Source organism: Streptococcus sp. ELY_137 (assembly GCF_058314515.1).
This window is the reverse complement of the sequence record NZ_JBZFUL010000016.1, coordinates 32,431-45,055: the sequence shown is the minus strand read 5'-3', so window position 1 is coordinate 45,055 and position 12,625 is coordinate 32,431. Positions and strand designations below refer to the sequence as shown.

At 42.8% G+C, this 12,625-nt stretch carries 15 protein-coding genes and 1 riboswitch; of the genes, 1 reads left to right on the top strand and 14 read right to left on the bottom strand.

The features are described 5' to 3' along the window. Positions 1 to 202: 202 nt before the first annotated feature. From AC4HAO_RS09745 to sufB, 6 genes are all read right to left on the bottom strand, one after another. On the bottom strand, positions 203 to 475 hold the full coding sequence (locus AC4HAO_RS09745) for a hypothetical protein (RefSeq protein ID WP_491135238.1): 273 nt from the start codon (positions 473 to 475) through the stop codon (positions 203 to 205). Next, on the bottom strand, positions 475 to 897 hold the full coding sequence (locus tag AC4HAO_RS09740) for a hypothetical protein (protein ID WP_491135237.1): 423 nt from the start codon (positions 895 to 897) through the stop codon (positions 475 to 477). Before AC4HAO_RS09740 ends, AC4HAO_RS09745 begins: the two co-directional genes overlap by 1 nt. A 147-nt stretch (positions 898 to 1,044) precedes the next feature. Beyond that, a complete protein-coding gene (locus AC4HAO_RS09735; RefSeq protein WP_491135235.1) occupies positions 1,045 to 1,467 on the bottom strand; it encodes a hypothetical protein in 423 nt (140 codons plus the stop codon). Positions 1,468 to 1,660: 193 nt separating this feature from the next. Next, positions 1,661 to 1,758, bottom strand: a riboswitch (purine riboswitch). Positions 1,759 to 1,822: 64 nt separating this feature from the next. Further along, positions 1,823 to 2,485, bottom strand: a complete 663-nt coding sequence (locus tag AC4HAO_RS09730) for an endonuclease III domain-containing protein (protein ID WP_491092906.1) — start codon at positions 2,483 to 2,485, stop codon at positions 1,823 to 1,825. A gap of 5 nt (positions 2,486 to 2,490) precedes the next feature. Then, positions 2,491 to 3,483 carry an aldo/keto reductase gene (locus tag AC4HAO_RS09725; protein WP_447451311.1) on the bottom strand — a complete coding sequence of 331 codons (993 nt, stop codon included), beginning with the start codon at positions 3,481 to 3,483 and terminating at the stop codon, positions 2,491 to 2,493. A 397-nt stretch (positions 3,484 to 3,880) separates the two neighbouring features. After that, the gene (gene sufB, locus AC4HAO_RS09720; protein ID WP_491092905.1) at positions 3,881 to 5,287 is read right to left on the bottom strand and encodes a Fe-S cluster assembly protein SufB; all 1,407 of its coding nucleotides are present in this window, start codon (positions 5,285 to 5,287) and stop codon (positions 3,881 to 3,883) included. A 182-nt stretch (positions 5,288 to 5,469) separates the two neighbouring features. Between sufB and AC4HAO_RS09715 the strand changes: the two genes are divergently transcribed. Then, entirely contained in the window at positions 5,470 to 5,826 is a 357-nt protein-coding gene (locus tag AC4HAO_RS09715) for a DUF1304 domain-containing protein (RefSeq protein ID WP_447451309.1), read from the top strand. A gap of 238 nt (positions 5,827 to 6,064) precedes the next feature. On the opposite strand, the gene AC4HAO_RS09710 is transcribed toward AC4HAO_RS09715, so the two are convergent. From AC4HAO_RS09710 to AC4HAO_RS09675, 8 genes are all read right to left on the bottom strand, one after another. After that, the gene (locus tag AC4HAO_RS09710) at positions 6,065 to 7,303 is read right to left on the bottom strand and encodes a sensor histidine kinase (RefSeq protein WP_447451308.1); all 1,239 of its coding nucleotides are present in this window, start codon (positions 7,301 to 7,303) and stop codon (positions 6,065 to 6,067) included. A 5-nt stretch (positions 7,304 to 7,308) separates the two neighbouring features. Next, positions 7,309 to 7,992, bottom strand: a complete 684-nt coding sequence (locus AC4HAO_RS09705; RefSeq protein WP_447451307.1) for a response regulator transcription factor — start codon at positions 7,990 to 7,992, stop codon at positions 7,309 to 7,311. Beyond that, a complete protein-coding gene (locus AC4HAO_RS09700; RefSeq protein WP_491092903.1) occupies positions 7,993 to 8,610 on the bottom strand; it encodes a GTP pyrophosphokinase in 618 nt (205 codons plus the stop codon). A 300-nt stretch (positions 8,611 to 8,910) separates the two neighbouring features. Beyond that, positions 8,911 to 9,540: an ABC transporter permease gene (locus tag AC4HAO_RS09695; RefSeq protein ID WP_491092902.1), complete on the bottom strand. Its 630-nt coding sequence runs from the start codon at positions 9,538 to 9,540 to the stop codon at positions 8,911 to 8,913. Beyond that, positions 9,533 to 10,291, bottom strand: coding sequence for an ABC transporter ATP-binding protein (locus AC4HAO_RS09690; protein WP_491092972.1), 759 nt, complete (start codon positions 10,289 to 10,291; stop codon positions 9,533 to 9,535). Before AC4HAO_RS09690 ends, AC4HAO_RS09695 begins: the two co-directional genes overlap by 8 nt. A 286-nt stretch (positions 10,292 to 10,577) precedes the next feature. Further along, positions 10,578 to 11,489, bottom strand: coding sequence for a glycine betaine ABC transporter substrate-binding protein (locus AC4HAO_RS09685; protein WP_491135233.1), 912 nt, complete (start codon positions 11,487 to 11,489; stop codon positions 10,578 to 10,580). Then, complete coding sequence (locus tag AC4HAO_RS09680) at positions 11,486 to 12,115, bottom strand: ABC transporter permease (protein WP_491092900.1); 630 nt, start codon at positions 12,113 to 12,115, stop codon at positions 11,486 to 11,488. The genes AC4HAO_RS09685 and AC4HAO_RS09680 overlap by 4 nt, the downstream gene beginning before the upstream one ends. Beyond that, complete coding sequence (locus tag AC4HAO_RS09675; RefSeq protein WP_491092899.1) at positions 12,115 to 12,558, bottom strand: MarR family winged helix-turn-helix transcriptional regulator; 444 nt, start codon at positions 12,556 to 12,558, stop codon at positions 12,115 to 12,117. The genes AC4HAO_RS09680 and AC4HAO_RS09675 overlap by 1 nt, the downstream gene beginning before the upstream one ends. Between the last annotated feature and the right edge of the window lie 67 nt (positions 12,559 to 12,625).

The window sequence follows — 12,625 nt, the reverse complement described above, 5'->3', positions numbered from 1 at the left end:
TACGAGTTCGTTTGTGGTAAGATGGGTGTAGGTCATTTATGGTAGTTCCTCTCAGACAAATGTGGTGTTTATCTGAGCCTAACATAAATGGCTTTTTTCTGTCTAGCTTAATTTTACAAATTGGGCTGTCATAAAACTTCCTTTATGTTACCGTTTTAAGCAACAAACCTTAATGTTACCTCAAACCATATCATAACACATTTTAATGCAAAGGACTACTAGGCCCATTTTTATCCACGAGGGCTACCGCCATCCCTTGAAAACCAGTCCCGTTGGGATCATTTTTAGTGGCGACCACACGGAACTCCTGACCGTCCATCGTGATGGTGTTGGTTTCACCCTTTTTTAATTCATCATCGGGTTTAGCTGTAACCACATCCGCATTATATTTTTCGGCTGCTTTAGGATCAACGCTATAAACGTTTTGGTGCCTATTAAAATAATTAAGTTCTTTATCAGAATATTGATAAGACATTATTGCTCTCCTTTCTCTTTATCAGAATAACTAACTTTTACCTTGTCAGTTGTCGTTCCTTTATGGTGTTCTAAATACTGTTGTTGTTTATTTGTTAACGTTCTGTGTATTCCCCCTTGTGAAATTTCTTCATAGCTTTTGTCATAGCTTGCGCCAAATTTGATAACCTCACCATCGGAAAATGTTAATTTTATTTCACATTGCCATGCTCCAGGCGGAGATGTGTATTCAGGTTCTGTTAGTTCAATCTTTTCAATCCCTTCATAAGAATTCTTGAAGGCCTTAACCAAGCTCACCTCGTACTCTCGGTTACGTTTCAGTTCCTCTTGTTTGTGTTTACTGTATAAGTGCATAGCACTGCCTCCTATCATAATGACTAGGGCAATCAGACTGATTACCAGTATTAATTTTCTTTTTGTCATAAGCACCTCCTTTGCAGTATCGTCCTAAGTAAGAAACTTTAATGTTACCTTAAACTATGTCCATTCTTACCCACTAGCACTGCCACCATGGCTTACACTACCTTTGTCAGAATTAACTTTGACATTTGGCACAAATATTTTCCAGCATTAACCGCCATTCTCATGTAACAGCTCATCAAGGATTTTCTTAAGCTCTTCCGAGGTATAACCTGATGTAGCAATCAACTCTTGCTTTTCTTTTTGAACTTGCTCCATATCTTCTTCTAACTTTTTGGCGAAGTCAGATAGTTCATGAACACTCTCTTGAGATAGTCGATGATGTTCTTTTACTTCCTCCCATGATTTATGTAACTCTTGAGCAAAGTCTAAATCTTGACGGCGTTTAGTTTCTGGCAAGAGGGCTAACGAGAATGTTCTGGTAAGTTCCAATATCCCCCGAGATAATTTTTCACTGTCATGGACTAGTTTTTCATTATTTCTAAGCTCAGCTTGATATTTTTCAATAATGGTTTCCCGTTTTAGTAAGGCAAGGAACTTGTTTTTGAACTCTATTGCCCTTTTGTCTAACATAGACTACACCTCCCTTCGTGCCATTGTAACATATTCCTATACATACTGTTTTATGGGCAGCAACTGATTTTGATTTTTGAGCATAAACCAGCAATTATGGCATAAAAAATGAGTATCCAATCGTGTCAGATACTCATTTTCAGCACTAGCTTTTTGAAGACTTTTGATACATAAAAAGAACTTCTAGAAGTTAATTGTTGTCTGCCATACTTATTGAAAGACATTTACGGTGTCTTGTAGAGACGCTGTGCCCTATTCACAGTTTAAATAAGTTTCTGATAGATTATTCTATTTGTATTATCGAAAATCGATTGTTTTAATCATATCACGCAGTAGGGAAAATGTAAATGCTGATTTATCCTTTTTCCCTAGGCTCCCAGTCTAATCTATGACCAGCTAGGAAGCTTGTTTTGAAATTCTCTATGGGATGAAAATAGGCCTTGCCAAATTCATCAATCAAGCCATGAAATTCTTGGGCGTCCTGATAAGTGAAGGGGCCTGGAAGCTGAGATAGCTGGCGGTTCAAACTTTGATAGGTGGTCAATCCCTCAACACCTAAAAGCCCAAAGAGCGTGCGAGCATACTTGTCCGCTACGAATTGCGGCTGGTCGAAAATATAAGTCAGCAGCACATCAGCCGTCTCAGGTCCGACACCATGCAGCTTAAGCAGGGTATCGCGCAGACTTTCGCCATACTGCGCCACAGTAGCCTTGGGATCCTGATCATGGGCTAGGTACCACTGGGTCAGCGTTTGGATGGCCTTGCTTTTATTCTTCATAAAACCGGCTGGGCGAACCAGTTCCTCCAAATCTTCCAGCGGCAGCTGCTGAATACGGTGGAAATCGTAATCGGTCTGGGCTCTAATCAGCTGTGACGCACGAACAGCATTGCGCTCAGTTGTATTTTGAATCAAAATAGCTTCAATAATAATTTGCTGCTTACTGTCAGCCGGCCACCAACCAGTCGGCCCCATGTGAGCCAGCATCTTTTGATAGAGATCGTATAGGGTTAACTCCATACTACTTACAAAGCCCCGACAACCTTGTGAGGGAGATATTTTTCTTCCAGATAATCCATATCTTCCTGAGTCAAGTGAAGGTCAAAAGCTCCCATAAAGTCATCCAGATATTTTTCCTTGGTGACACCGACAATTGGAGAGTGGACGCCTTTTTGCCATAACCACGCTAAGGCAATCTGCGTGCGGGTGACACCGTATTTGTCAGCAAGTTCAGCGACCCGGTTAACAATCGCCATGTCCTGCTCCTCGGTACTGTCGTATTTACTTTGGGCTGTTGTATCCGTCTTACTGCGGGCTGTATCAGCTGTCCAATCGCGCACGACACGACCCGATGCCAAAGGACTGTAGGGCGCTAAACCAACACCTGTCTCCTGACAGAAAGGCAGCATTTCGCGCTCATCTTCACGATAGAGGAGATTATAATGATTTTGCATGACGGAAAATTTAGTCCAGCCGTTCTTTTCAGCAACATATTGCGCTTTCTGGAACTGCCAAGCATACATGGCTGAAGCTCCCAGATAACGAACCTTACCGCTGCCTACCAAATCGTTCAGGGCTGACATGGTCTCTTCAATTGGCGTATGATAATCCCAGCGATGGATATAGAGAATATCAATGTAATCAGTCCCCAGCCGCTTAAGGCTGCGTTCAACCTGATGGAAAATAGCCTTGCGTGAAAGCCCGTGGTTGTTGGGCTTACTTTCACCATTAGGCAAATCACTGAAGAAGCATTTGGTCGCAATCACCACATCTTCACGGTTGGCAAAATCACGAAGAGCTCGGCCGAGATACTCTTCACTGCTACCAGCCGCATAAACATTAGCCGTATCAAAGAAATTGATTCCTAGATCCAAGGCTTTCTTAATGATGACACGGCTCTTGTCCTCATCGAGAAGCCAGCCTGAGTGAAATCCCAGCGTGGCATCTCCAAAACTCATACAGCCTAAGCAAAGTTTAGAAACTTCCAAGCCTGTTGCTCCTAATTTCACATATTCCATGATGCTACCTCCTGTAGAAATTTCACCTTTATTCTATACCTTGAAGTCCACTATAAGTCAAGTTAAAACTTAAAAAACAAACAAATTATTTAACGCAGGATTCAGGCAGTTCCAGTCTTAACAGCAAGAAAAGTAAAAGGGAGTGGAATCAACCTAAAAATAACAAAAGCACTGGTCAGCGAAATTTTATTTTTAGCTGCTGTCCTGAAGGGCTGAGACAAAAGTCCTGTCGCCATAGATTATTTGAGATATAACAGTTTGACACAGTAGTTGGAAGTGAAGCTTGTTGGCTAGGTTAGCTTAGTCTTACCATTGCACATTGGGCTAAGAGATTATTCCAAATCAGAAATACTGGATGAGTTTTTGCTCAACTTCTATCTGACACTCATGATAGAAGTTATCCAATCGAGCCTTCCATTTCAAAAGAAATCAATCGGTTCAGTTCAACTGCGTATTCCATCGGTAATTCCTTAGCGAAGGGTTCGATGAAGCCCATGACGATTTTTTCAGTCGCTTCCTGCTCCGTGAGTCCGCGGCTCATCAGGTAAAAGAGCTGTTCCTCAGAAATTTTAGAAACCTTGGCTTCGTGCTCTAAAGAAACAGATGAATTGTGGATCTCATTAAATGGTACTGTATCTGAAGATGACAAATCATCCATTAGAATCGTATCACATTCTATGTGGCTGAGAGACTGGCTAGCATTTTCCTTAAAGGTCACCTGACCACGGTAGTCCACCTTTCCGCCTCCCTTGGCCAGTGATTTGGAAATAATCGAAGATTTCGTATGGGGAGCATTGTGGATCATTTTAGCACCGGTGTCTTGGTCTTGTCCTTTATTGGCAAAGGCGATGGTCAGCATGGTTCCTGTTGCTCCTTGGCCGTCCAGATAGATAGCTGGATATTTCATGGTTGTTTTGGAACCAAGATTGCCATCGATCCACTCGACCGTTGCGTCTTTTTTAGCCGTCGCCCGCTTGGTCACCAGATTATAGACATTGTCCGACCAGTTCTGAATAGTGGTGTAACGAATGTGGGCGCCATCCAAGGCGAAAACTTCAACAACAGCGGCATGCAGACTATTGGTCGTGTAGCTCGGTGCCGTACAGCCCTCAACATAGTGCATGCTGGCTCCTTTATCAACAATAATCAATGTACGTTCAAATTGACCGGTATTTTCATTATTAATACGTAAGTAGAGCTGCAGGGGGACTTCCACATGAACTCCTTTGGGAATATAGATAAAGGTGCCCCCTGACCAAACAGCTGAGTTAAGAGCAGCCAGTTTATTATCAGTCGGCGGTACCAATTGACCAAAATATTGACGAAAAAGTTCAGGATACTCCTGCAGAGCCGAATCAATATCTGTGAAAATAATGCCTTGGGCTTCGAACTCCTTTTTCATATTGTGGTAGACCGCTTCGGACTCATACTGGGCAACGGTCCCCGCCAAATAGGATTGCTCTGCCTCGGGAACACCTAAACGCTCAAAGGTCTCCTTGACCTTATCCGGCACCTCATCCCAAGTCCTAGCCGGCGCATCGGAGACTTTTTGATAGTAGACAATATCATCAAAATTGACACCTGATAAATCCGGTCCCCATGAAGGCAGAGGCATCTCCTCAAAGGCCTTGAGAGCCTTCAGGCGAAAATCCAGCATCCAGTCCGGCTCCTGCTTCTTCTGCGAAATCTGCCGAACCACATCCTCATTCAGTCCCTTTCCTGTTGAAAAGACAGGATCCATATCCACGTGAAAATCATAGTCTTGCTGATCGACCTGAAAGTTATCTTGGCTATCTGTTGTCATTCAATCGCCACCTTTCTTGTTCTCCATTATAATATTTCTTCTGATAAAAATATAGCTTCTGGTCTAAAAAATTAGATTTATCCAAGAGGCTCTAGTTCTCTCGGTCAAATCGCTTGCAATTAATTCTGCAGCCCCCTATAATAAAACAGAAATCAATAGATAAGAAGCGAGGAATATGATTTATGTCAGTAATGACGATAATTTTAGCAAGCCTCGTTGCTCTGGAATTTTTCTATATCATGTATTTAGAAACCTTTGCAACGACATCTGCCAGCACATCACGGGTTTTTGGCATGACTCGAGAGGAACTGTCAGCACCATCCTTAAAGACCCTTTTTAAAAACCAAGGTGTCTATAATGGTTTGATTGGGGTTGGCATTCTTTATGCCCTCATCTGGAATCCAAGCATGCTGTTGCCCATCATGATTTATATCGTACTGGTAGCAGCTTACGGTGCAGCCACGTCTAATCCTAAGATCCTCCTGACCCAAGGTGGTCTAGCCATCTTGACTATTATTACTGCAATATTTTTAGGATAAACTAACTATAAAAACTAGGCTTAAGGTCGATTCTAAAACAGTCTGATAAGAATAGTCAGCTTTTTAGTTCATCTACGTTACAGTCTAGTTTTTTTATTTATTGGGACGGGCGTCCCTAAACGTTTTTCAGCACCTCATTTGAGAGTGCGTAGACGTTTGGAAGACCGTTTTTTTTTTTGCGGCCATGGATTCATAAAATAAGAGGTTGAGACAAAAGCAGGACTTTTGTTTCAACCTCTTATGTAGGAAAGATAACGGTAAAGGTGATGGTGTCCCCTTTGTAGCTGGCAAAAATACGTCCTTTAAAAAGCTTAACTACGCTTTCTGCCATGGACAGTCCAATTCCAAATCCCGATTTTTTTTTGTTGCTATGAGATTCTTCTTCTCGATAAAAACGCTCAAAGAACTTGCTGTAATCAGTACCCTGTCCTTCTTTGTAGGTATTGGAGACTTGCAGTCTGGCTCGTTTGCGGGTGCGCCCTACCTGACTGAGGCTGACGCTGACCTTACCGCCTGCATCACAGTACTTATTAGCATTATCAACTAGGATGGTTACCAATTCAAAAATTGATTTCTCTTCTGCCTTAATGTGAATATCAGGCGATATAGCCATGACAAATTCTTTACCATCTCTAACCACTGGTCCTTTAAAATCCTCGGCAGCATCTTCTGCGACTGCCGAAAAATCGACATCAGATAGGGTTATATCGGGCTGCTCTTCCAGCCTAGCCATAGCCACCATTGAATTAATGAGGTTGCCCAAGCGACTGACCTGATCCTTGGTGGAAAGTGACCACTCAGTCTCACCGGTCATAAGCTCCTGTAGTTCCGTATTGGCCTGAATAATAGCTAAGGGAGTCTTAAGCTCATGCCCCGCATTGGTAACAAAGCGTCTCTGCTTCTCCATATTTCTGACAAAGGGGCGAATAATCCGACCTGAAAAGAGGGAAAAGATAGTGAGAAAAAGGACAAAACTGACAAGAGACATAAGAGAAGTCAGATGAGTCAGCCGTTTAGTGGAGGCGTAGAATTGGCTGCTATCTAAAACGACAATCAAGGTTTTCCCACCTTCTATCGGCGTTCGCTGATAAGAAAATTCAACATCATTGACTGTTAATGTGCCCTTATCTTTTTTAGAGTTCAATACAGTTTTAATAATACTAGCGACATCATCCGTTTTGACCGATTGAATATTATCAATCGAGGCGGATAACAATTTTCGATCTTTATCTAGAGTCAGGCTGAAATAACGGTACTGGTAGAGGGCATCAGGAGACGTAATTCCCAAGCGATCCGAGGTCTTATCATTATAAGTCAGCTCACCGTCATTGTTAGCTAAAAGCTGCAAGACACTGTCAATCTGTTGACGGGCTGTCAAATAATAAGCCGAAGTGAGCACATTAGAAAAGATAAAGAGTGCCAAAGCGAGCGCTGCCGCGGCAATCAAAATAATTCGAAAGCGCAACCGTCTAAACATAAACATCACCTGCCTTCTGTTAATTCAAAACCGCCTTCTGGCTCACCAAGAATCTCCAAATCGGCCTTGATGGCCTTGAGTTTCTGCCGCAGATAGGAGATATAGACATAGACATAGTCCTCTGTCACTTGATCGGCATCATCCTTACCCCAGACCTGCTGAAAAATCTCCTGAATAGATAGGCGCTTGCCAACATTTAGCATGAGAAATTCCATCAATTTTGCTTCCTTACTGGCTAAGCGAACCGAATTAGCCGCCGTCAGCTCCTGCTCTGCAATATTGAGGGTGACAGATCCAACCTCCAGCACCTTAGCCGTATAGGTATCGAGACGGCGCTCCATTGAGCGTAAACGTGCCAGCAATTCCTTTAGAGAGATTGGTTTCGTCAGATATTCATCAGCCCCTGCGTCCAAGCCAGTTACTCGGTCATTGATTTCAGACATAGCTGTCAGCATGATGACGGGGGTACGATTGCCTGATTCCCGCATCTCCTTCAAAGCTTCTAGACCTGTTTTTACCGGCATCATGATGTCCAAGACCATCACATCGTAAGCCTTCTCGCGTGCCAAATTGACAGCTATTTGACCATTTGCCGCATGATCAACCTGATAGCCTTGGTGCTCCAAAGCTGCTTGATATACGCGAGCAAGTTGTTCTTCGTCCTCTGCTAATAAAATATGCATAGGCATTTAGTCACCACTTTCTTGAATCAAATTACGGATAGTCTGCATGGTTAAATCACAAGAAGCTAATTCATCAGCACAGCGTTTAAGTTCTCGCGTGATCATCTCCGGATTTTTAATATCGCGCTTATACTTCATCTGGTGTTCCAGACTAGCCCAAGAATCTTGAGCGATAGTCCGCAGCTGGATTTCTGCAAAATAATGCCCCCTGCTATTTCCATCTACATCCGGAAAGTCTGTTTCGATATCTAATATCAAATGATAGGAGCGATACCCATTAGGCTTAGCATTAAAAATGTAGTCCTTCTCATTGTAAACACTAACTCCCGGTAGATTCTTGAGCACCTCCACCGTTTTGTAAATATCGTCAACAAAGCCGCAAACTACCCGAATACCAATACTGTCTCGGATAGCTCTGAGAGCAGATTGCGGTTGAAGCGGAAGCTTTTTTCGGCGACATTTTTCAACCATGCTGTCCTCATCCTTAACGCGAGCAAGCAGGTGTTCATAAAGCTTAAAGCCAGTTGCTGCCTTCTGTTTTTTATTAGCAAGCTCAATACTATCTGTTAGAAGCTTTAAAATCTGCGGTAGGTAGTCGGCATAGTCACCATAGATACTTGACATAAGAATTTCCTTTTAAATAATAATAGAATGCACTTATTATAGCACACTTGCAAGCATAATTTGCTATTGAAAAAACCGCTTCAGCGAAACGGTTTTAACCACTCGAACCCATAAACGTAAGTGCCCCTTCTTAGGAGTTAGAGAACCAATCCAGTCTAAAAATAGTGTTATTGCTCCAAGGTCTAAAAAGTCAGGGATGCACCAAGCCATGCTCTGTCTAATAAGCTAGTTATTCTACTTGCTCCCACAGACTCGGGACTAAAAACTAAATTCACAGAAAAAACGACCTTCTTCTGCCTTTTAAGCAGCTGCTTGTCCTTCCTTCAAAATTTCTTCAATCAGGTAAAGAATAAGACTGACTAGTAAGCTGAGGGCAACCGTCAGCAGGATCCCCCAAGCCAATTCGGGCAGACTCCTTGTGCGTAGACCATCAAAAAGAACAGTGCCTAGTCCACCAGCATTTACGGTTGAGGCAATAGTCGCAATAGCTATGATAGAGGTCGCAGCAAGGCGGATACCGGCGATAATGGCTGGTAAGGCCAAGGGCAACCGAATTTTAACTAACACCTGAACAGGTGTCATTCCCATACCAACCGCTGCTTCTATCACACTGGCATCTACCTGAACCAGTCCTTCAAGAAAGGTTCTCACCATAGTATACTGGGCATAAACAACCAGAGTAATCACAGCTGTCGCGGTTCCTAACCCTGTCCAAGGAATAAGGAGGGCAAAGAGAGCAAAACTGGGCACGGCGTACAGCAGCGACAAAATATAGACAGAAGGCTGGCGCAGTCTAGGTACCAAAAGCAAAATAACAGTAATGATACTAGACACTAGCAGAGCCAATAAAAGCGAGATACCTGCCAGCACAATATGCTCAATCGTTGCTGTAATTAGCTGATTCGACGCCGTTTGAAAATACTCAATCATTAGCAATACTCCATAAAGATTCTTGGGCACGTGCAGTCTCAACTAACTTGCGGACAAAGTCCCCCTGCGGCTCTCTGATAATCTGTTTAGGACTGGCAAACTGACAAACTTTCCCCTGATCCATGATTAAAACACGATTGCCTAATTTAAATGCCTCTGTAATATCGTGAGTGATAAAAATAAAGGTCTTATCTCCCAGTTGCTGATGGAGCTCTACAAGCTGTTCCTGCAAATCTGTACGCGTAATAGCATCAATGGCTCCAAAGGGCTCGTCAAATAGAATGACATTAGGATTCGATGCCAGAGCCCGAGCAACACCGACTCGCTGTTGCTGTCCACCTGAAAGTTCATGAGGGTAGCGCTTGCCATATTCAGCAGACGGTAGCTGGACCAGCTCTAGAAGGCGGTCTGTCTCCTCAGCTATTCGTTTCTTATCCCACTTGAGCAGTTTGGGAACCGTAGCAACATTATCAGTTACTGTCAGATGTGGAAAAAGGCCAATTTGCTGAACGACATAACCAATATGACGTCGGTGAGCGATGGGATCAAGCGACAGCAAATCCTTTCCTTCAAAAAACACCCGCCCCTTACTTGGTTCAATCAAGCGATTTATCATCTTCAGCGTCGTAGTCTTGCCAGAACCCGAGCTTCCGAGGATTGTGATAAATTCCCCTTTTTCAATGGTAAAAGTAACATCATCGACAACAGCCTTGTCGTTATATACCTTGCTGACATGATCAAATTGGATAATCTCTGCCATACTCTCCTCATTTCTTGTCTGTCAAAAATCTTTGCAAGAGGCCGAACGAAAATTCATCCAGTCCGCATGTTTTTGAATAAATTCTCAGTGCAGTAGGTGGCTGGCTTTCCTTTTGCCACAAGGTCAAAGCGGAAAGTTAAATGAATGCAATGAACGCTGTTCATCTTATCCCCAACCTCCAAAGGTCCCAGCTTTTCCAGTCACTAGTCACTACCTGACAATCAGGAAGTGATGGGATCTAAAAATTTTTGAGGCTCTCCTTGCTTCTTGCACCTTCTTACTTAATAGTTTCATAGTAGTCTCTGGCCACTTTTTTATAATCTTCCTTATCAACATCAACCTTAGCGTTGAGTTTTGTCACCGTTTTAGTGGTCAAAGATTTAGTAACCTGATTCAGGATTCCTTTTACCTCAGGATATTTCTTAAGCGTTTCATCACGGATAACAGGGGCTAAATTATAAGGCGGCCAAAAGGCTTTATCGTCCTTCAAAAGCGTATACTTATCTGTATCAACCAGTTGCCCTTCTGTCGTATAGGCTGGCGTGACATCCGCTTTATTATTGGCCAGAATCTCATACTTCAAGCTATTATCATAGGTTTTTGACGATTTCCAATTAAAGCTACCATAAGTCTTTTCCAGCCCTGGCAAACCATCTTCACGCTGGTCAAATTCACCTTGACTAGCAAAACGGAGCTCCTGCGCATGTTTCTGTAAATCTGAAATCGTCTTAATATTTAATTTTTTTGCGGTTTCAGTCCGGATTACCAAACCTTGACTGTCATTAGCTTGAGCATAGTCCAGCCAAGTCAATTTGAATTTTTTTTCATAGTCTGTTTTTACCGTTTTATAAACAGCTTTGGGATCTGTCTGCATATTTTCTCCTAGGACAGATAGGAGCCCTGTTCCTGTGTACTCGGGATAAACATCAATCTCATCATTTTTTAAAGAATTATGAATGAGAGAACTTCCGATATTGGCCTTGCGGTCAACCTTATAGCCGTGGTCTTCTAAGGCTAAAGAATAAACTTCTGCCACGACAAGGTTTTCAGTGAAATCCTTAGAACCAAAACGAATCGTTTCCTTACTACCTGCGCCATTTGACATCTTTAAACCTGCAGCAAAGAATCCGCCAACAAGCAACACCAAGAATGCTAAGATAGTGCCTAATAATATTTTTTTATTTTTCATTTGACATTACTCCATTTAATTCCTAAATCCAAAACCAGCATGCTGAAAAAGGATAAAATCGCTACCGAACCACCGCCGATAATCAACAAGTCATACCTAAAGAGCTGGAGTCCGGAAAAAATAAGATTTCCTAAACCGCCAGCACCGATATAAGCAGCCAGTGTAGCGCTGGCAATAATTTCAACCAAGGAGAGCTTAATCCCATTGAGAATATAAGGCAGGGCTAGAGGAAGGCTCACTTGAAGCATCAACTGAGACTGGGTCATACCAAGACCAATCCCAGTCTCCAGCAAATCATCTGAAACCTGTTCAAAGCCAACAACCGTATTAACCAAGATTGGCGGCAGACCCAAAAAGATCAATGCTATCAGGGCTGGTACTGTCCCAACTCCAACCAAAGGAATGAGGATAAAAAGTACACCGAGACTAGGGATAACCCTCAAAGCCTGACTGGCCCCCGTTATCAGCTGCTTGAGATGAGGCCTTCGATAAGCATAATAACCTAGACTAAAGCCCAAAAGCAGCGAAATAAAGAGCGCTGATAAACTCAGACTGATATGCTGCCAGACATAACCCCAATAGGCAGCGCTATGGGCCGTAAAATATTGACTAATTTTCTCAACCATTAGTGCACCTGATGACTTTCTATCAAGCTCTTAAATTTCTGCGAGAAGAGCCGAGTTGCCTCCAACAGCGTTTCTTGCTGCTGCTGACTGAGAGCAGACATCGCCTGCTCTTCGTAACCATAAAAAGGAGCAACGATCGCTTGGAACTCACGCTGACCATCTGCTGTCAGCATGACTAGTTTTTTACGCTTATCAACTAGACTAGGTTCTAAGCGGAGCCAGCCTTTTTGGCGATAGGTCTTAACGATGGCTTGAATAACCTGCTTGGTTGAAAAAGTCCGTTTGGCTAAACTCTCCTGCGTCATCCCCTTGGAACGATTGTAAATCCACATCAAAACCAAAAAAGATTTGCTGGTCATGCCGTGTTGACGGGCATAACTTTCAATGAGCGAAAACTGCTCATCCCGCAAAATAGCATATTGCTGCGCCTTAGTTAGCGTCATTTCTCATCCCTCACTCTTCAAATTTTAGAAAGTAAAAATATTTTACTATTACAGTTTAACATATTCT